This window comes from Wolbachia endosymbiont (group A) of Norellia spinipes, from assembly GCF_964273535.1.
This window is the reverse complement of record NZ_OZ187006.1, coordinates 1,162,313-1,187,736: the sequence shown is the minus strand read 5'-3', so window position 1 is coordinate 1,187,736 and position 25,424 is coordinate 1,162,313. Positions and strand designations below refer to the sequence as shown.

Below are 25,424 nucleotides of genomic sequence, written 5' to 3'. Positions count from 1 at the left end.
CTTAATATAAACATTAATTTAGTCATAAACTATTGACGAATGATGATAATCTAGTTATTATTAAATTATCATTAACAAGTGAAGTAAAAAATGCGTACATCAAATCTTGGTCCTTTAATTGCTGTTTTATCATTATCTGCATTTAGTTTCACAGATGGTCAATATCTTCCTTATGTTATTACAGCAATTTCTGGTTCTGGTGCCATTGCAGCAGTTCCTTTAGCAATTTTTGCTGTTTCTACGGTTGTTGCATTGGCTTCAGTGATATATCTTATTAAACGGGCCATTTCTATAGCTGGTAATGAGAAAAAAATAGATCTGAGTGGAAAAGAATTTGATCAGTCTGACCAACAACATACTGAATTTCCAGAACCAACAAAAAAATCTGTGTGTGAAAATGGTACTGATCTGAAGAATAAGTCAAGTACGCCTACTCTTTCACAACATCAGCTAACACTTGGTGTAGCAATTCCTCCATTAACTGGTACTCCACCACCACCTCCTCCTCCTATGCCAACTCCTGAGCAATTGAATCAAGCAAGTGGTGCACCAGCTCCCAAGCTTACGATGCAAACCAAGGATGATGATATGTTCGCAGGGATAAAGAATGTAAAACTAAAGGAAACTGGTGGTCCTAGTATGCCTAAAGCTAATAATGATTTGCTTAAGGCAATAAAAAAAGGAACAAAACTCACGAACAAGAAAGAGTCTGACAAGAGGGAGAAAGAGAGGTTAAATAAACTGGAAGATGTGCAACCAAAAAATCTTATAGATGTTTTGTCCAAAAAGCTTCAGTCTCGATTTAAAGCAAATTATTCGAGTGATAGTGATGACGAAGATGACGATCAAAATCGTACACTTAATAGTGAATGGGAAGATGAACATCAAACACCTCCAAACCACCAATCAGACGATGAAAAAGGAACAAGCACTCCCGAGAGTGGTTATAGATCTGATGATGTGGATCAACAACATCCTAAAATTGCAGCTTTGCCAAGCCACCAACCAAATACAGAAAAGCCACCAATACCTCCTAAGCCTGCTAATTTACAAACAGGACCTCAAGCTCCTCCTGCAACAACAGTGACTGAGGTGAATAGTGAGGTGAAAGATCCATCTACTCTTCCTTTTAAGGATCGCAAGGCACAGTTTGAGGGCAAATGAATTTCTTCCATTTGCCCTCTTCATAAGTAGCTATACAACAAAGCCCACTGGGATCCAGAAAAAAGGATGGTGTCATCCAAGTAGCTGACACTGGTTCCTTTATGACGGCAGTGCCCAGACACTGGTTCACTCTATAATAGTATCATTCCAGTGCCCCTTTCTCCTGTCATCCGAGTAGCTCCTTTCTTGTCATTCCAGTGCTCCTTTTTTTGTCATTCCAGTGCGTGACACTGGAATCCAGCCTTTTCATAATCATCAAAACGTTGTATTTTAACATAAAACGGCTACTTTTATACTCACCAACTTAGCTAGATCCCAATGTCTGGGCACTGGGATGATAAAAAAAGGAGCACTGGAATGACACCTCTCTTGGGCTCTTTTAGCTACAAATATTTAAGAAATTTACCAAATGAAAAAAAAGGCAAAAGAAGCCCCGAGTAGCGAGTTTTGACTCTATATTACTGTAAATGGCGCTGTAATAATGTGCTGACGCTTAGTTTAAGCGCGGTTTGGCTGAATGTAGAAAAAATTTAAAAGACATGCAGCCGCTATAATTTTATGTAATCCGCCAAAAAATACCCTAAGTTTTTTACTGAATTTTGTCATTGAGCCTGCAGGTCAAAAACAAGTTTTGAGTCATAAATACCCTTATTGTCATAATAAGGGGGCTGGAGGAGTTTGTCAAGTGGTTTTTTTGTTTCATCCAATGCGCTGCCAAAAGTTTGTTATGCAAGAATGCATAGTATCCTAGCCATTTCTCACAGATTCATTTAAACTTAATCAAGTAGGAGTATTATTAACGCGAAAAGGGTTCAATTAGAGACTTAAGTGATATGGCGCGTGAGGAAGATATAAACCAATTAGTAGAAAATGGATTTGATATTAACTCAAAAGATGCAAGTGGAATCACTCTCTTGCATAAGTTCACAAAAGAAGGCGATTTAGTTGGAGTAAAATCATTGCTAGAGCACGAAGCTGATTTTAATGTCGTAGACAACGAAAATAGAAACCCACTGCATTACGCCATTATGCATGGACACAAGAAAATTGCTAAACTTTTTGTTAATCAACTGACAATCAATTCCAAGGATAAAAATGGATTCACTCCACTGCACCTTGCTGCACTACAAGATGACACGGAATTAATAGATTTTTTGATAACAAAAGGCGCAAAAATTAATGAAAAAGAGGGCTATACTCCTCTTCATATAGCTTCACTATACGGTTCTAAAAAAAGCGTCCAAATTTTAATTGATAGCGGAGCAAATCTCGAATGTGAAGATAACAATTTTCGCACTCCTTTGTTTTTAACTATCTATCAATGCACTGCACATTATGACAGCAGAGCAGAAATTATAGAATATCTGATAAAGAAAGGTGCAAATATAGAAGCCAAAGATGCAGAAAATAACACTACGCTTTTCCTAGCAGCGTATAACAACAAAATGCAAATAGTTAAACTTATTGCAAAAAGACAGCAAGCAAGTAACGATGAAATTAAACTTAAAGAGTTTTTTTGCACAAAAAACAACCATGGTTTTGATGCATTAGATTGCGCTATTGAGCATAATAATAGAAAAATGGTAACATTTCTTGTATCAAAAGGAATAGATGCAAATGATCAAGATTTTAATGGCAACGCCAGGCTGCATAAAGCTAGCCATAATGGTAACACTAAAACAGTTAAGCTCTTATTGAAGCTTAAGGTAAACATTAATGCTGTTACTAAATGTAACAGAACTCCCTTGCTACTGGCAGTTAAAAAAGGCCATACAAAAATTGTGAAAATGTTATTGGAAGTTAGAGCCAATATGAACATTTGTGAGCAACAAGGTTTTGCACCTCTACATCTTGCTGTTCAAAAGGATTATTTTGATATAGCTCAGCTGTTAACAGAAAAAGGTGCAGACCTTAACATTAAGTGTAATAACGGTCATACCGCAATAGATATATTCATTAGCAAGGCTCATAGCAAAAAAAACATCGAAGAAAATTACAAAAAATTTTGTAGATTTTTGATGCTTTACCTGAAAGAGCTACATAGTAAACACAAAGCCTGTTGTATACTTTCAACCCTAGCTCTAAGCTTAACAATTATAGGCTTACCATTTATTTTTAAGCCTATTATTAAATATAGAGAAAGAAGTAAAATATATAAAAAAACTAAGGCTATGCTGGAAAACTTACTCTACATTTAAGTACAAGAGGGGCGTACAAAAAAACATATATAGCTATACCGCCACGGCGCTAACGAGTAGCGGAATGACGAGTTATAGCTCTTCTCATAATAGTCAGAATAAAAAAGCAGAATCAACAGCTTGACGGAAAGACTTAAAAATAGGGATATTTTTTCTAGCTCTATTCTTTATAGCAAACCAATTATGCTCAATTTCGTTAAAGTCTGGAGAATATGGAGGAAGATAAAGAATTTCAGCACCAACTCCTCTAGCAAGATTATCTATTTTTTTAGATTTATGGAATGTAGCGTTATCAAGAATTACAGTTTGGCCAGACCTTAAAATTGGAGTTAAAAACTGCTCAAACCAAGCCTCGAAAACATCCTTATTGCAGTATCCTTCAAAGGTCAATGGAGCAATGATCTTCCTTTTATTTAGAGCTGCAATCATACTGACACGCTGAGTTTTTTTACCTGATTTTAATGAATGAAACCTCTCTCCTTTTCTGCAATATCCGTATGGGTAGTCTTCTGTATTATCTATTCCAGATTCATCAATATATACAAGATTTTCATGACGTTTTGTTGCTATAACCTTTAAAAATTGAGCTCGCTTTCCTTCATTTCTTTCTTTATATCCGTAGGTCTTTTTTTCTTGTAAATCCAATATTTTTAAGTGCGCGGTGAATCGTTTGTCGACTGATATTACCCCAGAGTTTAGCCATCTCTGACTGAGTTTTGCCACCATGGTTTTTTGCAAATTTGGTAAAAACATTCCAGTCAGTAATTTTATGGTTATATCCTACGCTTCCAGGCTTTTTTGACTGAAAATCTCCCGTTTCCTTACGCCTTTTCTGCCACTCATATAGAGTCGTTTTTCCAATTTTAAATCTCTCTGCAACAGTTGCTCTACTTTCTCCTTCATCCAATGCCTCCATTGCTTTTTTCCTTAAATCGTAACTATACGCTGCTGGCATACAAACCCCACTACCATAAATCCATATCTTAACTTGTTTGGATTATTATGAGAAGAGCTATACTATACCGCCCGCGAACCGTCATACCGTCACGGTATCTCTAGATCCCGCTAACACGTAGCGGGATGACGGTTTTTCAAATCGTCGGTAAATCTAAGTCAGTTTAGCTATAGCCAGTGTAGGTCAAGCTAATATATGACAATTATCTGCTCGATGAAAACGAAATTAAATACATTTTTAATATTTTTATAGAAATCTATTAGTATAGATCTATATGCTGTTCTAATGGCTATTTTTAAATGCTTAATACTCCTCTTCATTATTTCTTGCACACACCTGCCTACTAAGCAACATCTCACTAATATAGGCAACGAAGATCATCATGATATAGGTGAGCACGATTATTCGTTGCAGCAATACAACACCTCTTTGGAGATTAATGAACCGGCAATACCAGAAATTATGCCTTTACCAATAGAGTTTCCCGATCTCACAATCAGTAATCAGCTTATTTCCATTAATGTTAGTGAAGAAGTATCAGTAAAAGATTTGCTGATTGAGATAGGAAAACTTTCTGACGTTAACTTGGATATAGACCCAAAAATATCAGGTAATATTATTTTAAAGCTAAAAGATAAGAATACAAATGAAGTAATTCAGAGTATAGCAAATAGCGCCAAATTGCGTTACTCAACAAGCAATGGTGTAATTAGAATTGAGCAGGACTTGCCATACGCGCAAAATTATTACGCAGACTTCATTAATATTCAACATTCTGCTCAAAGCAGTTTCGTCATTAGTAACAATATTACTAACAGTGATGGAAGTCACACTGATAGGGACTATAACAATGTTATGAAGTCTCAATACAGTAGTGACTTATGGAATTCATTAGAAAAAGGCTTGAATGCAATAATGGATGTTAACGGGGTGGATGATGGCGAATTCCTTTCATCCAACAGAGAAGCTGGTGTTATTATTTTGAATGCTAGAAAAGATATCCATAAAGCTGTTGAAGAATATATTAATAAGGTTAAGAAATTAGCGTCTTCTCAAGTAATGATAGAGGCAAAAATAGTTGAAGTTGTGTTAGATGACAAATATCTTTCTGGTATAAACTTAAATGACTTACGCGATGGAACTAAGTCTATAATAAATCAAGATAACTCCATTATTAACCTAGCAATGAACTTTGGTGCGAGTGATCTAGGAGATTTAGTAAGAAATTTAGACAAATTTGGCACTTCAACTGTAATTTCAAGCCCCAGAGTACATGCTATAAATAATCAGCAAGCGATGATTTCATTTACTAAAAACCATATTTATTTTACTTCCGACATACAAAAAGATACTAGAAATTCTAATCAGACCTTAATTACCAAGATGAATAGTGTTCCAATAGGTGTTGTGCTAATAATCCACCCAAGCATTAACATTGATACTAGTGAAATATTCATGGATATACATCCAACTTTATCAAGAATTAACGGCTACATTAAAGATCCAGATATAGAGTACATCGCACAGCAGAGTAAAATGAAATTAAATAGCGACATTCCAATTGTTGAAATCAGAGAAATGAACTCTATGTTAAAAATTAAGAGCGGTGAAATTATGGTAATCGGCGGGCTTATAGAACATAGGGAAGATAAGCAAAGCTTTAAAGCTACATTACATCAGAAGTCAAAAAGGCTAGCGAATAACATTAGAACAGTAGAAACTGTCATTTTTTTAAAAGCAACAATCGTACCAACATTTGGTTTGTTAGATAGAAAAGATAAGAATTTATATATATATTAAATCACTACTAAAAATTAAATATCAAACCAACTTCAATATTATGAGTGGATATGTCATCTGCAACAGGTATCGGAACGCTAAAGTAACGATAGCCGAGAAAGGTTTTGACTTCTGGGATTATTGAATAGTTAATACCAAGCTTTATTTGATAAGCAAACCAAGGAACATTAAGTGGCATTGAACTTTGGGGTGATCCATTAATTCTTTTTAATCTAAAAACTGTTGGTCCTATACCAAGGCCGATGTATGGAGCAAATTGCGTATCCTGAAAGCTGGGATTATAATATAAGTTTAACAAAAACGCAAATATACTTGCTGATTTATCAAATACCAGAGGAGAATTACTATTTTCAATATTGGCTCTAGAATACATGGCTTCAAAATCAACTCGGCCATTTTCTCCAGCATAGTAACCTAAAGATATGCTGTTAACCCATTGGAAATCAATTTTACCATTAAATTCTTTTATGCTTTTAATTTCATTTGCCACTATATTTTTTATCATAAAACCATAATGACTTTCAACTAAAGTTAGGACTCTCTCCCATATTGCCTTTATACCCTTTACAAATGTTTCTGAATTATCATGGTATATCTTACCACCGTTAGCACTAACATAAAAATCAAGTTTTTTTGATTTTTCTTTTGTAGGCTGCTCATTATCAGCTTGATCTGCAATACGTGACCACATATTTTTCTGATCAGCTACTTGGAGAATAGAAGGTTGTTCAGTAGGACTACTTTCAAGTTCTTGATATTTTAAATCATTTATTAGTATTTTTTTCTCAGTAACCTCTTCAGAATGCATTACATCTTCATTATTGTCCGTTTCTAGTTTTAAGAGTTGTACTTGCTCAATGTGTGTATTACTAATATAAGTAATAAAAAAATAGACACATGGAATGAAAATCAAAAATAAAGTAATAGATATTTTAGTTATCACAAATGAACCCATAATTATCATTTATAGTATAACTACTATATCATATATTTCTTTAATGTACAAAAATTAAGAAAGAATATTTCCAATTAGATAATTATTTTCCACTCCTTTAACATTAACTTTCACAATACTCTTTGCTTGAGCTTTTGATTCAAGCTTTACTAATGCAAAATTTTCTGTTCTACCGACATTATTTTGCTCAACCAGAACACTTTGTTCAGTGCCTATCAAAGATTGATAAAAGCTACTCATCATTTCTCTATTCATTTCTCTTAAATTTTTTACTCGTTCTTTACGCACATTCTCTGGTACTTGTGGCATTCGTGCAGCAGGTGTATTCTTCCGCTCTGAATATGGAAAAGCATGTAGGTAAACTATATTTGTTTTTTTTAGTAAATCAACTGTATCCTGAAACATTTCATCAGTTTCTGTTGGAAATCCAGCAATAATATCAGCGCCAAATGCTATATTAGGCCTCAAGCTCTTCATTTTATGACAAAATTCTATTACTTGTTCTCTGTTGTGACGACGCTTCATTCTCTTTAGTATTAAATTATTACCAGATTGTAGACTCAAATGTAAATGAGGCATAAGTCTTGACTCATTAGCTATTAAATCCATTAATTCGTCGTCAACTTCAGCAACATCGATAGAGGAAAGTCTTAGCCTCTTCAACTCTGGTATATCTTTTAAAACTCTCCTAATCATTGAACCAAGTGATGGCTTGGCAAACAAATCTGTACCAAAGTCAGTAATATCAACACCTGTAAACACTACTTCTTGATATCCATTTTCTACAAAGATCCTAATTTGCTCTATAATACTGTTTATTGGCACAGATTGATTATTCCCTCTTGCCTCAGTAATTGAGCAAAATGTGCAGCTATGATTACAACCATTTTGAATTTCAATAAATGCCCTTGATTTATCTTCAAATCCATTAATTAGAACAGGTTCTGATTTGTTTACTTGGTTATCACTGACTAAGATTTTATCGTCATTTAGTAAGTAATTTTCAGCTTTTAGCTTATCTTGATTACCGAGCACTTTACTTACACCAGGAATGCTACTGTAAACTTCTGGATCCAACTGAACAGCACAACCAACTACGATAATTTCTTTACTTGGGTCGTTTTTATAGATCTTACGTATTTTTTGCTTTACTTGGCGTTCTGCTTCGTTTGTCACTGCACAGCTATGTACCACAACAACATTTTTTCTTTCTGCTTTTTTTAATGCTTCTTTGATTAACTCACTCTCGTAAAAATTTAGACGACAACCAAATGTTATCACTTCATTCATGCTAGTATTTTTTAGACCTTACAATTTAAATTATATCACACATCCAAGCAAAGTCTCTTGCATGACCATTGTTTTGGTAGATAAATGCTATGCAAGCAGCAGACACTGGGATGGCTTTGTTGCATAGCAACGTAAGTTTTTTCCAGAGTAAATAATTTTATGCGACTATTTCAAATTTAGGCATACCAATTACGTTGCAAATATCATTTTATAAACCCGACTGTTTGTCTCAAACCTATTCTGAACAGATGGGTTATTATATGTATCAAAATTACCACTTTGTTGCTGTAAATATTGTTGCCACCCTGCATTTTGGCCCAATTTCATACCAATTTTCTATGGCTTCGTTGATATCATGAAAAATATTTCCTCTTTTTTCTAGAAACTTGTTATATTCGTTTTGGTTACTGACTCTCATTTTTTGTGGCATATTTATCCTTAAATCGTCATTTTATAATGAATTTAGTCAGTAATCACTAGTTTTTCTGAACGCTATGCAACAAAGCCACCCCAGTGTCATGCTACTTGAATGACAAGAAAAAACCCACTGGGATAACAAGATTGAGATAGACTAGAAATTAAACGCTACTCCAGCTTCTGCACCAACAGTGCTGTAAAGAACTTTGAGTTCCCCTTTGCCGTCTTTGTCAGTTTTATCAAAGTTAGCACCATAAGAACCGAAATAGCGAGCTCCAGCGTAAAGTTTGACTTCTGGAGTTACATCGTAACTAACACCAGCTCTTGCTTGACCAGCAAAAGCAAATTTACCATTTTGACTACTCACAGCAGTTGCCAAAGGTGTGCTAATATACGCTGCACCAACACCAAAACCAACATATGGAGTGATAGGCATGTCTTCAATCGCTACATCGTAATAAACGTTAACTAATCCTGAAATTGCTGTTAAGCTTTCTGCAACTGTATCACCTACTACATCTGCATCTTTATTCAACCATGAGTAAAGTCCTTCAACGTCAACCCTGATGTCGTCCATTTTATAACCAAACGCACCACCGCCAGCTATAAAAGATGCTTTTAAGGGACTATTATTGTCTTTGCCTAATTTATGTGCAATACCATCAACTTTTGTGAAAAGAGGTAAAATTTCACCGTTGTATTGCAAACGAACGTAGTAGCTAGTTTCTTCATCACTTATTGGACCAACAGGATCTGAGAAAGCAGAGTTTGATAAACTTAGCAACGTTGCTAAAGCGGCTGCTGAAAAAAACTTTTTATAATGCATAATTGTCCTCGTAAAAAAAAATTAAAATTCCACTTTAGCAGTCTAAGTAACAACTAAAGTTAAGTCAAGTGCTAACTTAATAACACAAAATATTCTACATTTTAACTAATTTTTAGGAGAAGACAAAGATTTTATTAATGAATAAATAGAGTTACACGACTTTTGATTTTTTGGTATAGCTAACATAGGTAAGATTTACTATCGAAAGACCTCGTCATTCCGCTGCTTGTTAGCGGATGAGATACCGTGACGGTATGACGTAGGACTGCTGTCATTCCGCCACGTGTTAGCGGCTGAGATACCGCGAATGAATCGCGGTATGACGGTTCGTGGCAGCAGACGATAACCTCATCATCCCGCTACATGTTAGCGGATGAGATACCGCGAATGAACCGCGGTATGACGTAGGGCTGTGCTAGCTATAGGTGCATTATATGAAGAAGTACTGGCGTTAGAAATATTAAAAAAGAAATACTTACACTAAAAGAAACTTCAGTAGTAAATTCAAAAAGGAAGTTTAAACCCAGGTGGTAAACCCATCATACCTGCAAGATCAGAAGTTGCATTTGCCATATCTTCTTCTGCTTTTTTAACGGCATCATTAAACGCTGCTGTTACTAAATCCTCTACTATATCTTTTTCCTCATTTCTCATAAGTTCTAAGTCTATGTTCACCTTTTTAGCTTTATAGCTACCTATTTTTATGACTTCCACTAATACAGAAACTTTGCCACCACCAGAAATACCTTGAAACTCTTTCCCAACATATTTTTCTTGAGCTTCTGCAAGCTTTTTTTGCATCTCTTGCGCTTGTTTCATTATTTGACTAAAATCCACAACTTACTCCTTATTTTCTATATTAACTACTTTTGCACCTTTAAATGTATCAAGTATATCCTTAACTGCAGGTGCATAATTTAAATTACTCACTTCCCTATTTATATAACCCGTATCAACTGTAATAACCCACTCCTGCTGAGTCACCTGGTTTAAGTAATTTTTTAAATCATTGCAAAAATTACTATCCAACTTAGATACAGCTTTTAATTTTAAATATCCAGGTTCACAATCTATTAATTGTAGATTATTACACAGTTGTTTGTAAAGATAAATTTGGTTACTCCGCCTTAATAGTTGCAAAACTTTGTCAAAATCATAATTTTGTTGCTGTTCATTTCCTATACTATGCGTATTTCCCTGCTGTGCATTCTGCGAAAGAATTTTTTTGACCACTTGTTCCGGAGAAGGCAGATCAGAAAGATAACAGAGGCTAATTAACATCATTTCAGCAGCAACATCGTTGCATGTTGAAGTTTTTATATCTTGAATACCTTTAAGCAACACCTTCCACAATCTCGAAAAAAATATTAAAGACTTCTTTATACTTAAATCTTTTATCCTGTTCTTTTCATACTCTGTAACTGCATTATCAATTTCTTTTGTAATCAAAAAACGGCATACTAACTGAATTGTTTGCAATAGACCTTCAAAAATACTAAGTGGGTTTGCTGTTTTTATCGCCTTGTCAAACACTGATAGAGCTTTCTGTAAATCACCTTCTAATATTGCTCCTAATAGATCGAATATAATATCTTTATCCACTAGGCCAAGTATGTCTATCACATTTTTAGTGGATATTGCACCATCTTTGCTATATAGCACTGCTTGATTCATCAAAAACAAGGCGTTACGCATTGAATTTCCAGAATGTCGTGCAATTAACTCTAATGCCCCCTTTTCAATGGAATAACTCTCTTTTTGTGCAACATCATTTAAACGTTCTACTATTTTAGCTACAGGAATGTTGTGTAAATCAAATCTTTGACAACGTGCAATAATAGTTATTGGTATCTTTTTTATTTCTGTAGTTGCTAAAATGAATTTTACACTAGAGGGTGGCTCTTCTAGGGTTTTAAGTAATGCGTTAAATGCACTGCTGGATAACATGTGTACTTCATCTATAATGTAGACTTTGAATTTAGAGCTTATAGGTGAATAGCAAATATCTCCCAGGATTACTTTAACATCGTCAATGCTAGTGTGACTTGCTGCATCAATTTCAATCACATCTGGATGGCTTGAATTTTTTATTGCTAGACAATTTTCACATGATCCGCAAGGTTCAAAAATTGGCCCCAGGGAACAATTCAAACATAAAGCTATTATCCTTGCAGTGGTGGTTTTACCAACTCCACTACTACCAGAGAGCAGTATAGACTGTGGGATTTTGTTTAAAATAAAAGCATTTTCTAATACACGCACTAATATATCTTGACCTACTAGATCTTTAAAGCTACTAGGACGATGTTTTAATGCTATATTCATAGCCTCTGATAAAACAAATAAGAAATAGGTATGCAACCCAAAAAGGTTCTGATATGGCTGCTTCATTTCTGATCTGACCAAATTACAGAGTTTTTGCCTGCATACCTTATAAAATATTATACTTTTTTTTTTATTTAGCAAGGTATATCCTATATTAGTCTTATAATTTATATGTTAGACCTTTTGCAACATTACTTTGGAGTAAACAACTGTTACCTAAAATACTCTTCTCTTGTCATTCCAACTTGGATCCAGAGAAAAAAGATGTGGATTTCAGTTTCACACACTGGAATAACAACCTATAGGTACTGGGATAACAAAAGAGGAATATTATGATTTTATATCATTTTCCTCTTTGTCCATTTTCACGAAAAGTTAGAACTTTTCTAAAAGAAAAAAAATTAGGCTGCGATCTAGTGTATGAAAATCCGTGGGAAAAACGGAATGAATTTATGGAGATCAATCCAACTGGGCAAGTACCAGTATTAATAGATAATAACTTTGTAATAGCGGATAGTAATGCCATTTGTGAATATATAGAAGAGACTTACAATAGCGACGTCAAATTACTTGGTTCATCCACTATTATTAAGTCTAAAATACGCGCTCTAATCAATTGGTTCGACAACAAATTTTACAATGAAGTTACTAAGTATATTATGAATGAAAAAGTAATTACTAACCGCAGCCCTGACTCTAGATTTCTTCATGCAGCTCAGCATAACCTGCCTTGCCATATGGAATACATCGAACACTTAATTAACAAGAACGTTTGGCTTGCAACTGATAAGTTCACTTTGGCTGATATTGCTTTAGCATCGCATATTTCCGTAATGGATTATGTAAGTAGTTTTCCATGGGAAAAAAGTAAAATTTTAAAAGAATGGTACTCCATTGTTAAATCAAAGCCTTGTTTTCGTGAGATATTATTAGAGAGAGTTTCCGGTTTAACCCCTCCTAAACATTACGCTGACCTTGATTTTTAACTTATGTTAGCTTTAAAGCTACAGTCATTCCTTCATCAGTTGGAATCAATATAGAGAAATATTTCTTTTCATCTGATAATCTATTATTAAACTCCCTCATAGCATGCCATGATTTTTCTGATACTTCTTTTGGAGGCGATTCTAAAAATACTGTATTAAATAATAGAGTGTTATCTGCAACGATTAGCCCATCTTGTTTAATGTATGACTCTGCCCAATCTAAATACTTAGGATAACTACTTTTGTCAGCATCGATGAATATCATGTCAAATGGTGCCTTTGCTGATAATTCATTAATTTTTTCCAGTGCATCACCTTCTATTAGAGTAATTTTATCACTTAGATTAAAAGCACTAAAATTTTTTTTTGCTATTCTTGAGTGTTGAGGATTATTTTCTATTGTATATATATGACCGTCTTTCAGTAGAGCTTTTGCCATGCAAATCGACGAATAACCGTATAACGTGCCAATCTCAACAATACTTTTGATTTTATGGATTTTTATAAATAAACTTAATAGCTTTCCTTCTTCAGGGCCAATCTGAATATGTTGCTTTTTTTCAAGAATACAATATTCTTCTATTTTTTTATATTCTTTTGCAAATAGATTTCTTATATATGATAATTTTATACTAAAATTATTACGCATTACGTTTTATATTATAAATTAGGGAAGCTTAATTCATACACAGTTTATAAATATAATAATATAGTTTAAAATAATAAAAACATTTATTTTAAGTTATTATTTCATAGTATAAAATTTTAAGTGACAAAAATTATTATATATCGTACTATGGTTAACTAGTATAATAAACAATCGATTATTATACTAGAATTAAAGGGATTGTTTATGCGCATTTCTCTTTTTAAAATATAATTTTTATAATCAATTAGAGGGGGTTATATGTCTTATACTATTGCTAGTGAAGTTGAAACGTTAAACAAAAAATCTAACAAGAATGAAGGGGTTATGTTACTACATAATCCAGCTTATCGTGAAAAGTATAAAGAACGTTTTAATGAAGCTCAGAGAAAAGTTATGGATATGGTTCAGTTTTATGATGGGACAATAGTATTAATAGAGAATAAAATCGCTATGTATTACTACACTTGGCACAGTAAAAAAAGAGAGTTTGAGCGTAAAAAACAACAAACAGTAGTGAAAAACAATGACTCAGCATAGAGTCTTTTATATGGTAAGCTACAGTGGTATTACTTCACTATAGCTTTTCCATATAATTTATCTATCACATCAGTAAGATATTTCAGCTCTTTATACCCTTCATGTTTAACTTTATTATGCTCTATATATGACTTACCATCATCGTTAAGCTTGATGAAAAATATTGGAGTGGCTGTGATACCAAGTTTATTGATTGCCAGTGATTTATCATTTACGATTTTATCCATAATTTTCTTATCATTAATGCATTGGTTAAATGCATCTTGCTTTAAGTTGCTTAGTGCAGCAATTCTTTGTAGTAAAGTCAAATCACTTAAATTGTAGTAATTCCACGAATCTATTGAGTTAAAAACAGCTTTGTTAAAATTAAAGTAGTCTTCTTGTTTTTCGTAGCAATGACTTAGCATTGCAGCCTTTAGCCCTCTGTAATCCAAAGGAAAATGACGAAATATATATAACATCTTACCTGTGTCTATATATTTCTCTTTAATTTTAGGAAAAACATTCTTATGAAAAAGAGAGCAGTGATAGCAAGTTAATGAAGCATATTCTATCATTAGAATTGGTGCTTTTGGATCTCCTAATAATTTATCATCAGGTAATAGTGATAGTAACTCCTTTGATGTTATTTCATTAGTTTCTTTTTGAATATGTTGGTTACTGGATTTAACAACTGCATAAGAATTAACACTCATAAGAATTAGTAAAAACAATAGTCTGAAAATCATTACAATACAAACACTTAACTTACTAAAAAAATTACATATTTATATTAATAATGTCAAGATAACTTTTGTTTAGCAAGGCTTTCAGCCCTATCTTTAAATGCAGCAATTATTTTACTCTGTGTATATTTATATACTGAGTTTAATAAAGTGGAAAATGAGTTGGACTTAAACTTAAACTCTATATAAAACTTTACCATAGTTTTATTTTCATCTATGGGAATGAATTGCCATTCATTGTATAGATGTTTAAATATTCCATTTGATGATACAGCTTTTATCCAACCTTCATTTGTTCCACTTGGAGAAAGAAAGGTTACTTCTGATGTGTACTTTCCTTTAATTCCATGAAAAACTGCGAGAAGATCCACAACCATTTGGTTGTCAATTTTTTCTTTTATATAAACGGCTTTGCACCAAGGAACAAAATCAGGATACCTTTCAACATCAATTACAATTTGGAATACTTCATTAGGCGAACATAGGAAGGTACCTTGTTCTCTGCATTGATGAAGCATAAATTTAGTACCAATCAAAAAAGGATCCGTATCTACCGTCAGCCTTAGTAGATTCCTGAGACCTGAAGTTAAGGTGGGAATCGCATATTAGTTTCAACGAAACCAGCAGAGGCAATTCCCTTCTCTAGAAATTATCGCTCGGGAAATTTAACTTAACTCATAACGCATAGCACAGACCCTTACTTGAATTATAGATGATTTACACAGGGCATGTCTATAGGTATATTAAAGTCAGCGATTATTATTTAATCTTTATTAAATTTTGCATTTTAAGTATTATAGTTTATCTTATGAACATTACTAAAGTTTTAATCATTATTGTTTTTATTGCAATTTCTTCAAGAGCTTACACTAGTTGTACAGATCACAAAATTTTTGTGCATACTATGAAGCAACAAGTGGATGGTATATCTACAAAAGGAAATAGAAAAAACCTAGGGCATGTACACGAAAAGCTTCAGGAGGTCATTCAGAATAATGTTAACCTCAAAGGAATATCGCAATTCGTTATAGGAAAACATTGGGCTTTAGTTAAACAAAAAGAAAAAGAAGATTTTTTAAGAGAGTATGAAGTGTATCTTACGCGTTTGTGCGTTAAAATTTTATATAAATACATGCATGATAGTGAAATGATCATAATGAGTACAAAAGCAGTTGACGATGAAACTTGCTTAATTGGTACAAGATTTTCTTACGGTGATGAAGAATTTACAAATATTGATTTTAAAGTTACTAAAAATAACAGTTCTTTCTTGATAAGTGATGTTGTAATGAGTGGAATAAGTATTGCTATTAATCAACGTTCTCAATTTAGTGAAAAAATCGACACGCATGGCATAGCAAGCGTTATAGCTGAATTAAAATGCAATAACAATCCATGATATATATGCCTCATTGGCCTAAACCGCTTGGTAGTAGACCAAAGGATTTTTCTCTTGATCGCATAAAAAGCTTTCTAAATAAATTGGACAATCCTGAGAAAAAAATGCCTCCCGTAATTTATATAGCTGGGACTAACGGGAAAGGCTCAACACTAGCATTTATAAGATATATAATGCAAGCAGCAGGGTATAAGGTCCATGCATACACTTCTCCACATTTGGTGAATTTTAATGAAAGAATAGTTATTGCAGACAGTTATATCGACGATAATGAATTATATAGCTTATTAGAAGAATGCCGTGCCGTGATTGCAGAACAACCTATCACTCTGTTTGAAGCTGCAACTATTGCAGCTTTTTTAGCTTTTTCTCGTCATAAAGCCGATATTACTTTAGTTGAAGTAGGTATGGGCGGAAGACTTGATGCAACAAATGTTATAGATAGTCCGATTTTAACAATAATTACTTCCATTGCCCTTGATCATACAGAATATCTTGGCCCTACTGTAGAAATTATAGCAGGTGAAAAGGCTGGAATAATGAAACCTAATGTTCCTTGCGTAATAGCACCACAAGAAAAGTCTGTGATGAGTACACTAGAATTCCATGCAATAAATAAGAAATCTCCTCTATATAGAGGAGGTCTTGAATGGAATTGCAAAAAAAAGAACAACAAAATGGTTTTCCAATCAGCTATTCAATCAATAGAATTTCCTTTGCCATCTCTGAAGGGTGAACACCAAATAATCAATGCAGGAAACGCCATTGCAGCATGTAGTATTTTAAGTGGAAAATATGGATTTGATATTGGAGAAGAGGATATCACTTCAGGTTTACAGCGTACCTACTGGCCTGCACGACTAGAGCTAATAAAAGAGGGTAATTTAATTTCCCTACTACCGAAAGATTGGCAATTATTTTTAGATGGTGCGCACAATAATGACGGTGCTAGAGTGCTATCTCAGTGGGTAAAAGATAATTTTGCTGAAGGTATCTATATAATTTTTGGTGTTACTCGTAACAGAAATGTGGCAGAGTTCTTAGAGCACTTAAAGCCATATATCAAGCTATAGCTCTTCTCATAATAATCCAAACAAGTTAAGATATGGATTTATGGTAGTGGGGTTTGTATGCCAGCAGCGTATAGTTACGATTTAAGGAAAAAAGCAATGGAGGCATTGGATGAAGGAGAAAGTAGAGCAACTGTTGCAGAGAGATTTAAAATTGGAAAAACGACTCTATATGAGTGGCAGAAAAGGCGTAAGGAAACGGGAGATTTTCAGTCAAAAAAGCCTGGAAGCGTAGGATATAACCATAAAATTACTGACTGGAATGTTTTTACCAAATTTGCAAAAAACCATGGTGGCAAAACTCAGTCAGAGATGGCTAAACTCTGGGGTAATATCAGTCGACAAACGATTCACCGCGCACTTAAAAATATTGGATTTACAAGAAAAAAAGACCTACGGATATAAAGAAAGAAATGAAGGAAAGCGAGCTCAATTTTTAAAGGTTATAGCAACAAAACGTCATGAAAATCTTGTATATATTGATGAATCTGGAATAGATAATACAGAAGACTACCCATACGGATATTGCAGAAAAGGAGAGAGGTTTCATTCATTAAAATCAGGTAAAAAAACTCAGCGTGTCAGTATGATTGCAGCTCTAAATAAAAGGAAGATCATTGCTCCATTGACCTTTGAAGGATACTGCAATAAGGATGTTTTCGAGGCTTGGTTTGAGCAGTTTTTAACTCCAATTTTAAGGTCTGGCCAAACTGTAATTCTTGATAACGCTACATTCCATAAATCTAAAAAAATAGATAATCTTGCTAGAGGAGTTGGTGCTGAAATTCTTTATCTTCCTCCATATTCTCCAGACTTTAACGAAATTGAGCATAATTGGTTTGCTATAAAGAATAGAGCTAGAAAAAATATCCCTATTTTTAAGTCTTTCCGTCAAGCTGTTGATTCTGCTTTTTTATTCTGACTATTATGAGAAGAGCTATACTATGTGCGGTTTGTGTTAAGTCTGAACCTAAAGCAACAAATACAAATTTGATTAGGGAAAAAGCCAATAACATAGGAATAAAAGCAGTTGAATGTGAATCAATTGGCGATGCAATATCAAATCACATATTAAAAGCCTCTATCCAAAACATCAAAACCATACTAATCTGTGGCTCATTGTTCCTAGCTAGAGACTTCGCTATGGAGAATAACTAACTTTGATGATATGTGAGCATTAACTGACCGATGGGGAAATAACTTTGATTGCTCATAGTACTGCTTGGTTGTTCGTCATCAACTTCTACAAGTGGACCATCACCTTTAAATTGCTCCTCAATTGAATTTATAGTCGTCTTTTTGAGAATATAATTACTTGCAGCATTGAAAACAGGTGAAGTAACAATTAAAAGCTTGAATGATAATGAAAGTAATAAGCCGGATAACATCATAGAGTTAGTTATACCAAAGCCGTTGGCAACTAAATCTAATCCCACACCGAAAAACATTAAAGATGTACAGATTATGTTGCTCAAAATAAATGAATTTTTTAGCCACTTTAATTTAGTCCTATCACTCTTTGAAAAATTTTCGCATTCTTGGTCAAAGTAAAACAATAATAAAATATTAGTCTGATTATTAAACTCTTTTCCATTTCTAGTATAAATGCTCTTGATAGCTGAACTCAAAATAAATCCTGCTAACAAGGGAGCAAGAAAACCTACTGCTATTGGTACATTACAAGAAATACCATTAATGATTAAAAATGCAATTGATGTGAAGAATACTAAAAGACTTCCTAAGAGATGTGAATAAGAAGAATATTTTGAATAAGCAGTTACATTATTGTTAATTGACTGCTGCTTATTATAGAGTTTATTTCTGTGCTTATCATCTAAGTATTTTTGCAATTCTTCATAACTGCGACTCCACAACTTACCGCGTAATTCTTTTATTAAATTATTTCTTTTATTGAGACCTTTCTCCAACGGCTCTATTATAAATTCTTCAAAAAATGGCTTATTTAATGCAATAACCTTAAATTTCTCCTCCGCTTCTTTATTGTTTGGGTTTTTATCTGGGTGATATTTTAACGATAATTTACGATATTGTTCACTAAACTTTTTATTAATATTCTCAATGCCAGAATTTACCACATCCTTCTTCTGAATACCAAACATTAAAAACAACCGCTTAAAAGCGTGATACTCATTTTCATTCAAAATCTTTCTAGCCATATTACACCTACAAATTAACTAACTATTAATGTTCTATAATATACATATTTCCAAACTATGTCAATTATTTCATAAATATCTCTGGTAAAAATTATTTCTGTTATGACTAGCATGATAAGTGTATGAAGCGACTAAAATTGTCATTACAGCGCTTAGTGTACGACAGTGCTCCAACATTTAGGGTTGCAGTTTACTTGTAAGCAAGCAAACTGAGTTGGTGAGTATAAAAGTATAGCTTCTACGTCATAACGCCGCGGTATCTCTAGATCCCGCTAACAAGTAGCGGGATGACGAGATGCCACCGCGAACCGTCATACCGCGATTCATTCGCGGTATCTCTTAGCCGCTAACAAGCAGCGGAATGACGAATTTGTCGTCATGCTGCCGCGAACCGTCATACCGCCGCGGTATCTCAGCCGCTAACAAGTAGCGGGATGACGGTTGTCGTTTAGCTATAAATATTTAAGAAATTTACCAAACGAAAAAAAGGCAAAGAAATCCCGTGGTAATTAGTGTTCACTCCCTAATCCTGCAAATTGGCGTACTATACTGTCTTAAACGACTTATAAGCGCGTTTCAGCTTATATAGGCAAAAACCTAGAAATGTTGTGAAGACATAGGATGCACATAGTGCAAAAAATTAAAAATAAGACGCCAACTACGTTGTTTTTTTGCTGTTTAATCTGCACAGATGAAGATAACTGAATACCTTCAGTACCATGATAAGAGGGCTGGCGGAGTTTGTCAAGGAATTTTTTCGTTTCTATGTTGTCAGCTACTTGGATTTGCCACCTGTTAATTACAACGTTCGTACAGATGTATGCTTGACATAGGATCCAGAAAATTTAGTTATATATAGGAAAATCTGATTTGACTACACCAACTCACGTTCAGCAAAAAAGAAAGCTATCTCCTTACGAGCATTTTCTAGACTATCCGAGCCGTGAACTCTATTTTCACTAATGTCATCAGCAAAATCACCCCTGATTGTACCTTTATCTGCCTGCTTTGGATCGGTAGCTCCCATGATTTGTCTGTATTTACTTACTGCATTTTCACCAACTAAAACTTGAACTATCACAGGACCAGAAGTCATAAACTCTACCAATTCCCCAAAAAAAGACCTATCTTTATGAATTTCATAAAACAGCTCTGCTTGTTTTTTTGTCAGTAACATCATTTTTTGTGCTATAATTTTGAGCCCAGAGCTTTCAATGTATGAATTTATCTTGCCTGTAATATTATTTTTTACTGCATCAGGTTTTAATATCGAAAGTGTTCTCTCAATTGCCATATTATCTCCTTATATAAAATAGTATATTTATAGATTTATTTTATTGTAAATTTTGATTTGATAAAAGCAGTTTTTTATTTATAGTTAAGAATAAACCATCAAGGGAGTATTGTATGCATACTTGTTGTAAAAAAACTAATGAAAAACCTGAATCTACTACCAAACAACTGGTTGAAACTGAATCTACTGCTAAAAAATTGGTCAATAACTTGAAATCGTCAATTTTTTGTGGAGCAAAAGGGTTTTTAACTTTTAATTTGGCTTTTTTAAGTTATTTAGAATATGGTATGTGTGACCATATTCTACAAAAGCAAGGAAAAAGTAATAATCAATACACGGAGCTAAAAAAAGGCGCTGCCTTTGCAATGAAAAGAAACACTATTCCATTTCTTGAAATGGCTATCATAGTGCCATTTGTTTGTTTTGCGCTGCCAGCTATGGTAGGTAGTATAAGTCTTATGCAGTGTGCGCTTATATGTGCTGCATTGATGGTTACAACATGCTTTTTTGTAAGAACTTTTCACGTGCGTGAGTGGTCACTAGAAAAATGGACCAAACATAGTACACAAGAAATAGATGGGCAATTTAAGAAAGATACTATAAAATTTCCTATCTTTGATCAAAATAGAAAGCATATTGAGTATAATTCGCCTAACTCAGGGCGACCACTGGATGAAACAAGTAGCACCTCTCTTTTCGTTAAAGTTTTACTTTTTCCCCTCAAGGTTCTTCTGAATGTCCTGCAAAGTTGTATAATGCTATCTTTAGCTGCTGTTGAACTTCTTGAAACGGTACCAAGTCTTTTTGTCGATACATTTTTCGATTGGAACTTCACATCCACCAAGAGTAACCTGAAGAGATCAGGCCACTTATTGTATGCCAGTGTAAGAAATTTAGTGCCTATAACTAAATTTGATGAGTGTGTAGCTAATTTTATAGGCACCCCAGAAGTAACTTGTTGTAGTAGTGCGTAGGTGAAAAAGGCAGTTATCTTATTTAATCTTGGCGGGCCTGATTCACTAAATGCGGTCCGTCCTTTTTTATTCAACCTTTTTTATGACAGGAGAATAATCAATCTACCGAATCCCTTTCGGTTTCTTTTAGCAAAGTTTATATCTGCGAAACGAGAAAATACTGCACGAAAAATATACGAGGAAATCGGAGGTAAATCGCCAATTCTGGAGAATACAAAAATGCAAGCTAATGCTTTAGAACTAAAATTAAATGAAGATAGAAACCATGTACACAAGGTATTCATTTGCATGCGCTATTGGCATCCATTTGCTGACGAAGTTGTTAAAAGTGTAAAACAGTTTGATCCTGATGAAGTAATTTTGCTGCCACTATACCCTCAATATTCAACTACCACAACTTTGTCATCCATCGAAAATTGGCAAAAAAATGCTAAAAAGCATGGCCTAAAATGCAATACAAAAATAATTCATCATTATTATGACAATGAAAACTTTATTGAGGCTCATACTAACTTGATAGCCAAGTACTACAAATTAGCCAGCAGGATTGGTAAGCCAAGAGTCCTATTTTCAGCTCATAGCTTGCCCCTTAGCGTTATTAAAAAAGGCGACCCTTACGCTTCACAGGTAGAAAGAAGCGTAGAGTTAATAGTAGAAAAGTTAGCTATCAATAACTTAGATTGGTCAATATGTTATCAGAGTAAGATTGGTCCTGTAAAATGGCTAGAGCCAAGCACTGAAAGTGAGCTATCACGTACAAAAGCTGATGGTGTACCTGTAGTTTTATCACCTATATCTTTTGTTTCTGAGCATTCAGAAACTCTAGTTGAACTTGATATAGAATATAAAGCAATTATCAAGGATGGATATTATTTTCGCGTACCAACTCTCAGTATTGATTCCTTGTTTATAAAATGCTTAGCCGATTTATGCATAAATCACCCTTAAAGTCCTGATTTATAGGGCTTTTCTTCAAGGCTTTTATGTGATAGAATAAAAGGGAGTTATTATTTTGTTAACTATTTCATGCCAAACAAGCTAAAAAAGAAATCTAACATACTCGCACAAAAGGTGCATGATATTTATGATCATGATTTCAGGAAGGTAATCTGCATCACAACAGGTTTAACAGCCCTATTGTGTAAGATTTCACTGCAATTTTGCTGCGAGTTCATTGACAATAATAGATCCAATATCTTTCTTATACGGAATGTTGCTCGACTAGTAAAGTTTCCGACATCTATTCTATATATTGCCCATTCTGCATTTACTCTACAGGATCTAATTAAGGATTACAAAAACCCTGAGAGTAAAAAAGAGCTGGCAAAAGTTGTGGGTAAATCGGCTAATCTTGCAAGCAGCATCATAGAAGCATTGATGATGTTGAAAGTCATCCATTTTTTTACTAGGGGTAATGGAGACGTAATAAGTCACATTCACTTAACATCAACGATCCTATTTCTGTTTATTTCAGAACCTATAAGCTACTATTATTCATGGAGAAAATACCTAGATAATAAGGATCCTGAAAAGTCTGCTAAGTGTAAGAAGGACCTTATTATCAGCACATTAACTTTGTCATTAGGTTTGTTAAACTTCATATTAAAAAGAATGGAGACTGCAACCATACCAATAAACTTAGGTAATGGTATAATCTATAATTTCAACTTAAGCGTAACAGTTAGCATAATATATAGTGCAGTATTTCTGGCAGTTCAGCTTGACAAATTGTTTCAACAACCTGTCAATGATGATCCTTCCACTGAACTTGATAATGCTGGCCATAACCATATTCAGCCCGGTAATGATGATAATGATCTGCCCGATGGCAACGCTGTGGGAATGTAAGGGTTAGAGGTGAAAAGATTTTATTTCTACTGCCAACGCTAGTACTGCTAATTTGCCAACAATACTCCAAAGTGACAGAATTTTACCTTCCACAACCTGGCTAACATCATGAAACTCACAGTCAGTGGCATTCAAGCTAGAATATACATCTTTCCTGCTATTACATCGGTATAAGTAACATGTTGGAGTATCTCCTATATAGTATATCAGCGGTTCTGCAGAACTGCTTTTAAATATGTCAATGGTTGGTACACCTTCTTGTATAATAACGCTATTGATTGCTATTCCTTCTTTTATCTTTTTCATTTTATGACGCTTTTTTTTATTGAGATTTAATATTTCCTCTCCACTTGTTGCTGTTATAATGCCCATCCCATATGTGCCATTGCTTGCTTTGATAAAAACGTAAGGTTGTGTTTTTATTTCATATTCCTCATACTTTTTTTGCACTAGAGATAATATTTGGTCAACTTTAGTCGCTACTGCTCCTAGTGATGAATCATCATTAAAGTCAACTCCATTACAGCTTTCTGTAAGCACAGAAATAAGCCATGGGTCCATTTTAAATTCGCTACAAAATTCGGACGCTAATTCTTGATAGATTTCAAAATACTTAAATTTCTGTCTGCTATGCCAACCGTATAGTGGGCTTGGTACTATATCTTGCTTTACGTCTTTTAGCGTGTCTGGAATGTGGCTCGTCATATCACGATTCAGTATAATAACATCAGGCACAAATCCTGAAGTTGTCTTTAGCAGAGAGTTTTCTTTCATGATAGTTTCATATGGTTCTATTAAATTATATGTTTCGTTGTGAAAGAGGCCAATTCTAGTTTCAAAACCTGCGAGCTGCAGTACTTTCTCTATAACAAATACGTTTTCTATATACATTTTATTTCGTGTGTAATTCTCCGGTATTATAAGAGTCTTTTTATATTGTTTTGTTTCAAAATAACTTTTTATTAGTTTTGCTGCTGTTGCTCTTGATGTCTCACTTAGATTGTTGAACCCTGCAGGAAATAAATTAGCGTCCACTGGGGCAATTTTGTAGCTGGAGTTTCTAAGATCTATAGAGCTATAAAATGGCAATGTAAGGCCGTTAAATTTTGCCTCAAACCAATTATTTATACTTTTTTCCAAATCTGGGTAAATTATGTTTTGCATCTACACTTTAAATGTTATAAGGAAGGTATTATATTATAAGCTATAATTAAACATATTTAGCAAATTTGACTAAAGATTAAAGTATAATGAGATTCTTATTTAAAGTAATAGAAAAATGATTCAACACGATAACAATAAAATGTATGGAACCACTATACTGTCAATTAGAAAAGATAAAAGCGTAGTAGTAATAGGTGATGGACAGGTTTCACTGGGCCACACTGTTATAAAATCCGGAGCAAAAAAAGTTAGGCGTCTTTCTGGTGATTCTGTAATTGCCGGTTTTGCTGGAGCAACAGCCGATGCATTTACTCTCTTTGAAAGACTAGAATCTAAACTTGACAAGCACCCAGGGCAATTAATGAAAGCATGTGTTGAACTTGCAAAAGACTGGAGAATGGATAAATATCTAAGAAAATTAGAGGCTATGATGATTGTTGCAGATAAATCTATTTCATTAGTAATTACGGGAACAGGTGATGTTCTTGAACCTGAAGATGGAATCGCAGCTATTGGCTCTGGGGGAAATTTTGCTCTATCTGCAGCAAGAGCTTTAATTGACATTAAAGGAATATCAATAGAAGAGATTGCAAAAAAGGCTATGAAGATAGCTGGCGATATATGTGTTTATACAAATCATAATGTAGTTATTGAAAAGATAGAGGAGTGAT

General features: G+C 34.0%; 23 protein-coding genes, 2 other RNA genes and 3 pseudogenes. 13 read left to right on the top strand and 15 right to left on the bottom strand.

The window, feature by feature from the left end:
- The first annotated feature begins 90 nt into the window (after window positions 1-90).
- Both ACFZP3_RS05805 and ACFZP3_RS05800 read left to right on the top strand, forming a co-directional pair.
- Window positions 91-1,164 (top strand): hypothetical protein, encoded by a 1,074-nt coding sequence (locus tag ACFZP3_RS05805; RefSeq protein WP_386087025.1) that lies wholly within the window; start codon window positions 91-93, stop codon window positions 1,162-1,164.
- 833 nt (window positions 1,165-1,997) lie between these two features.
- Window positions 1,998-3,362: an ankyrin repeat domain-containing protein gene (locus tag ACFZP3_RS05800; protein ID WP_386087024.1), complete on the top strand. Its 1,365-nt coding sequence runs from the start codon at window positions 1,998-2,000 to the stop codon at window positions 3,360-3,362.
- A 93-nt stretch (window positions 3,363-3,455) separates the two neighbouring features.
- Here ACFZP3_RS05800 and ACFZP3_RS05795 read toward each other — a convergent pair.
- A protein-coding gene (locus tag ACFZP3_RS05795) for an IS630 family transposase (protein ID WP_386086489.1) occupies window positions 3,456-4,317 on the bottom strand; the annotation gives its coding sequence in 2 pieces (ribosomal slippage) (window positions 3,456-3,993 and window positions 3,992-4,317; 864 coding nt in all).
- Between the two features lie 285 nt (window positions 4,318-4,602).
- Between ACFZP3_RS05795 and ACFZP3_RS05790 the strand changes: the two genes are divergently transcribed.
- Window positions 4,603-6,117 carry a secretion system protein gene (locus ACFZP3_RS05790; protein WP_386087023.1) on the top strand — a complete coding sequence of 505 codons (1,515 nt, stop codon included), beginning with the start codon at window positions 4,603-4,605 and terminating at the stop codon, window positions 6,115-6,117.
- Between the two features lie 7 nt (window positions 6,118-6,124).
- On the opposite strand, the gene ACFZP3_RS05785 is transcribed toward ACFZP3_RS05790, so the two are convergent.
- The 7 genes from ACFZP3_RS05785 to ffs all read right to left on the bottom strand — a co-directional run bounded on the left by ACFZP3_RS05785 (window position 6,125) and on the right by ffs (window position 12,040).
- On the bottom strand, window positions 6,125-7,060 hold the full coding sequence (locus tag ACFZP3_RS05785) for a P44/Msp2 family outer membrane protein (RefSeq protein ID WP_386087022.1): 936 nt from the start codon (window positions 7,058-7,060) through the stop codon (window positions 6,125-6,127).
- A 66-nt stretch (window positions 7,061-7,126) separates the two neighbouring features.
- Window positions 7,127-8,362 carry a tRNA (N(6)-L-threonylcarbamoyladenosine(37)-C(2))-methylthiotransferase MtaB gene (gene mtaB / locus ACFZP3_RS05780; protein WP_253309241.1) on the bottom strand — a complete coding sequence of 412 codons (1,236 nt, stop codon included), beginning with the start codon at window positions 8,360-8,362 and terminating at the stop codon, window positions 7,127-7,129.
- Between the two features lie 271 nt (window positions 8,363-8,633).
- Window positions 8,634-8,792 (bottom strand): hypothetical protein, encoded by a 159-nt coding sequence (locus ACFZP3_RS05775; RefSeq protein WP_253309240.1) that lies wholly within the window; start codon window positions 8,790-8,792, stop codon window positions 8,634-8,636.
- Between the two features lie 141 nt (window positions 8,793-8,933).
- Window positions 8,934-9,605, bottom strand: a complete 672-nt coding sequence (locus ACFZP3_RS05770) for a P44/Msp2 family outer membrane protein (RefSeq protein WP_386087021.1) — start codon at window positions 9,603-9,605, stop codon at window positions 8,934-8,936.
- A 504-nt stretch (window positions 9,606-10,109) separates the two neighbouring features.
- Window positions 10,110-10,424 (bottom strand): YbaB/EbfC family nucleoid-associated protein, encoded by a 315-nt coding sequence (locus tag ACFZP3_RS05765; RefSeq protein ID WP_064125278.1) that lies wholly within the window; start codon window positions 10,422-10,424, stop codon window positions 10,110-10,112.
- 21 nt (window positions 10,425-10,445) lie between these two features.
- The gene (gene dnaX, locus ACFZP3_RS05760; RefSeq protein WP_386087020.1) at window positions 10,446-11,930 is read right to left on the bottom strand and encodes a DNA polymerase III subunit gamma/tau; all 1,485 of its coding nucleotides are present in this window, start codon (window positions 11,928-11,930) and stop codon (window positions 10,446-10,448) included.
- A 20-nt stretch (window positions 11,931-11,950) separates the two neighbouring features.
- Window positions 11,951-12,040: signal recognition particle sRNA small type (ffs, locus tag ACFZP3_RS05755), an RNA gene on the bottom strand.
- A gap of 222 nt (window positions 12,041-12,262) precedes the next feature.
- On the opposite strand from ffs, the gene ACFZP3_RS05750 reads away from it, so the two are divergent.
- On the top strand, window positions 12,263-12,916 hold the full coding sequence (locus ACFZP3_RS05750; protein WP_064125276.1) for a glutathione S-transferase family protein: 654 nt from the start codon (window positions 12,263-12,265) through the stop codon (window positions 12,914-12,916).
- A 1-nt stretch (window position 12,917) separates the two neighbouring features.
- On the opposite strand, the gene ACFZP3_RS05745 is transcribed toward ACFZP3_RS05750, so the two are convergent.
- Window positions 12,918-13,565 carry an O-methyltransferase gene (locus tag ACFZP3_RS05745; protein ID WP_253309236.1) on the bottom strand — a complete coding sequence of 216 codons (648 nt, stop codon included), beginning with the start codon at window positions 13,563-13,565 and terminating at the stop codon, window positions 12,918-12,920.
- Between the two features lie 258 nt (window positions 13,566-13,823).
- On the opposite strand from ACFZP3_RS05745, the gene ACFZP3_RS05740 reads away from it, so the two are divergent.
- Window positions 13,824-14,102: a DUF2671 domain-containing protein gene (locus ACFZP3_RS05740; RefSeq protein ID WP_253309235.1), complete on the top strand. Its 279-nt coding sequence runs from the start codon at window positions 13,824-13,826 to the stop codon at window positions 14,100-14,102.
- 29 nt (window positions 14,103-14,131) lie between these two features.
- On the opposite strand, the gene ACFZP3_RS05735 is transcribed toward ACFZP3_RS05740, so the two are convergent.
- The 3 genes from ACFZP3_RS05735 to ssrS form a co-directional block, all read right to left on the bottom strand.
- Entirely contained in the window at window positions 14,132-14,830 is a 699-nt protein-coding gene (locus tag ACFZP3_RS05735) for a DsbA family protein (protein WP_253309234.1), read from the bottom strand.
- 53 nt (window positions 14,831-14,883) lie between these two features.
- Complete coding sequence (locus ACFZP3_RS05730) at window positions 14,884-15,363, bottom strand: type II toxin-antitoxin system RatA family toxin (RefSeq protein WP_341822895.1); 480 nt, start codon at window positions 15,361-15,363, stop codon at window positions 14,884-14,886.
- Window position 15,364: 1 nt separating this feature from the next.
- A non-coding RNA gene (ssrS, locus tag ACFZP3_RS05725) (6S RNA) lies at window positions 15,365-15,526 on the bottom strand.
- Window positions 15,527-15,635: 109 nt separating this feature from the next.
- Here ssrS and ACFZP3_RS05720 point away from each other — a divergent pair.
- The 4 genes and pseudogenes from ACFZP3_RS05720 to ACFZP3_RS05705 form a co-directional block, all read left to right on the top strand.
- The gene (locus ACFZP3_RS05720) at window positions 15,636-16,226 is read left to right on the top strand and encodes a phospholipid-binding protein MlaC (protein WP_253309232.1); all 591 of its coding nucleotides are present in this window, start codon (window positions 15,636-15,638) and stop codon (window positions 16,224-16,226) included.
- Window positions 16,223-17,296: pseudogene (locus ACFZP3_RS05715) on the top strand (bifunctional folylpolyglutamate synthase/dihydrofolate synthase); the annotation flags it as partial. The gene ACFZP3_RS05720 and the pseudogene ACFZP3_RS05715, both read left to right, overlap by 4 nt.
- A 60-nt stretch (window positions 17,297-17,356) precedes the next feature.
- A protein-coding gene (locus ACFZP3_RS05710; RefSeq protein WP_386086489.1) for an IS630 family transposase occupies window positions 17,357-18,218 on the top strand; the annotation gives its coding sequence in 2 pieces (ribosomal slippage) (window positions 17,357-17,682 and window positions 17,681-18,218; 864 coding nt in all).
- Window positions 18,219-18,235: 17 nt separating this feature from the next.
- Window positions 18,236-18,454 (top strand): annotated as a pseudogene (locus ACFZP3_RS05705) (bifunctional folylpolyglutamate synthase/dihydrofolate synthase); the annotation flags it as partial.
- A gap of 812 nt (window positions 18,455-19,266) precedes the next feature.
- On the opposite strand, the pseudogene ACFZP3_RS05700 reads toward ACFZP3_RS05705, so the two are convergent.
- Window positions 19,267-19,416 (bottom strand): annotated as a pseudogene (locus ACFZP3_RS05700) (DnaJ domain-containing protein); the annotation flags it as partial.
- A 931-nt stretch (window positions 19,417-20,347) separates the two neighbouring features.
- On the bottom strand, window positions 20,348-20,767 hold the full coding sequence (gene ndk / locus ACFZP3_RS05695) for a nucleoside-diphosphate kinase (RefSeq protein ID WP_253309229.1): 420 nt from the start codon (window positions 20,765-20,767) through the stop codon (window positions 20,348-20,350).
- Between the two features lie 113 nt (window positions 20,768-20,880).
- On the opposite strand from ndk, the gene ACFZP3_RS05690 reads away from it, so the two are divergent.
- The 3 genes from ACFZP3_RS05690 (at window position 20,881) to ACFZP3_RS05680 (ending at window position 23,589) form a co-directional block, all read left to right on the top strand.
- Window positions 20,881-21,741, top strand: coding sequence for a hypothetical protein (locus ACFZP3_RS05690; protein WP_264687749.1), 861 nt, complete (start codon window positions 20,881-20,883; stop codon window positions 21,739-21,741).
- Entirely contained in the window at window positions 21,742-22,689 is a 948-nt protein-coding gene (gene hemH, locus ACFZP3_RS05685; RefSeq protein ID WP_253309227.1) for a ferrochelatase, read from the top strand. It begins immediately after the preceding gene.
- Between the two features lie 78 nt (window positions 22,690-22,767).
- Entirely contained in the window at window positions 22,768-23,589 is an 822-nt protein-coding gene (locus ACFZP3_RS05680; protein ID WP_386087019.1) for a hypothetical protein, read from the top strand.
- A gap of 3 nt (window positions 23,590-23,592) precedes the next feature.
- Here the strand turns inward: ACFZP3_RS05680 and gshA are convergent, their stop codons facing one another.
- Complete coding sequence (gene gshA, locus ACFZP3_RS05675; protein WP_386087018.1) at window positions 23,593-24,753, bottom strand: glutamate--cysteine ligase; 1,161 nt, start codon at window positions 24,751-24,753, stop codon at window positions 23,593-23,595.
- Between the two features lie 115 nt (window positions 24,754-24,868).
- Between gshA and hslV the strand changes: the two genes are divergently transcribed.
- Complete coding sequence (gene hslV, locus ACFZP3_RS05670; RefSeq protein WP_386087017.1) at window positions 24,869-25,423, top strand: ATP-dependent protease subunit HslV; 555 nt, start codon at window positions 24,869-24,871, stop codon at window positions 25,421-25,423.
- Window position 25,424 lies beyond the last annotated feature (1 nt).

What these genes read in the sequence shown, in the direction of transcription:
- dnaX (WP_386087020.1), bottom strand. Translation starts at nt 11,930, where the DNA reads ATGAATATAGCATTAAAACATCGTCCTAGTAGCTTTAAAGATCTAGTA.
- ACFZP3_RS05790 (WP_386087023.1), top strand. Translation starts at nt 4,603, where the DNA reads ATGGCTATTTTTAAATGCTTAATACTCCTCTTCATTATTTCTTGCACA.
- ACFZP3_RS05805 (WP_386087025.1), top strand. Translation starts at nt 91, where the DNA reads ATGCGTACATCAAATCTTGGTCCTTTAATTGCTGTTTTATCATTATCT.
- ACFZP3_RS05720 (WP_253309232.1), top strand. Translation starts at nt 15,636, where the DNA reads ATGAACATTACTAAAGTTTTAATCATTATTGTTTTTATTGCAATTTCT.
- ndk (WP_253309229.1), bottom strand. Translation starts at nt 20,767, where the DNA reads ATGGCAATTGAGAGAACACTTTCGATATTAAAACCTGATGCAGTAAAA.
- ACFZP3_RS05690 (WP_264687749.1), top strand. Translation starts at nt 20,881, where the DNA reads ATGCATACTTGTTGTAAAAAAACTAATGAAAAACCTGAATCTACTACC.
- ACFZP3_RS05750 (WP_064125276.1), top strand. Translation starts at nt 12,263, where the DNA reads ATGATTTTATATCATTTTCCTCTTTGTCCATTTTCACGAAAAGTTAGA.
- ACFZP3_RS05735 (WP_253309234.1), bottom strand. Translation starts at nt 14,830, where the DNA reads ATGATTTTCAGACTATTGTTTTTACTAATTCTTATGAGTGTTAATTCT.
- hslV (WP_386087017.1), top strand. Translation starts at nt 24,869, where the DNA reads ATGATTCAACACGATAACAATAAAATGTATGGAACCACTATACTGTCA.
- ACFZP3_RS05765 (WP_064125278.1), bottom strand. Translation starts at nt 10,424, where the DNA reads ATGAAACAAGCGCAAGAGATGCAAAAAAAGCTTGCAGAAGCTCAAGAA.
- ACFZP3_RS05680 (WP_386087019.1), top strand. Translation starts at nt 22,768, where the DNA reads ATGCCAAACAAGCTAAAAAAGAAATCTAACATACTCGCACAAAAGGTG.
- ACFZP3_RS05745 (WP_253309236.1), bottom strand. Translation starts at nt 13,565, where the DNA reads ATGCGTAATAATTTTAGTATAAAATTATCATATATAAGAAATCTATTT.
- mtaB (WP_253309241.1), bottom strand. Translation starts at nt 8,362, where the DNA reads ATGAATGAAGTGATAACATTTGGTTGTCGTCTAAATTTTTACGAGAGT.
- ACFZP3_RS05740 (WP_253309235.1), top strand. Translation starts at nt 13,824, where the DNA reads ATGTCTTATACTATTGCTAGTGAAGTTGAAACGTTAAACAAAAAATCT.
- gshA (WP_386087018.1), bottom strand. Translation starts at nt 24,753, where the DNA reads ATGCAAAACATAATTTACCCAGATTTGGAAAAAAGTATAAATAATTGG.
- ACFZP3_RS05770 (WP_386087021.1), bottom strand. Translation starts at nt 9,605, where the DNA reads ATGCATTATAAAAAGTTTTTTTCAGCAGCCGCTTTAGCAACGTTGCTA.
- ACFZP3_RS05800 (WP_386087024.1), top strand. Translation starts at nt 1,998, where the DNA reads ATGGCGCGTGAGGAAGATATAAACCAATTAGTAGAAAATGGATTTGAT.
- ACFZP3_RS05775 (WP_253309240.1), bottom strand. Translation starts at nt 8,792, where the DNA reads ATGCCACAAAAAATGAGAGTCAGTAACCAAAACGAATATAACAAGTTT.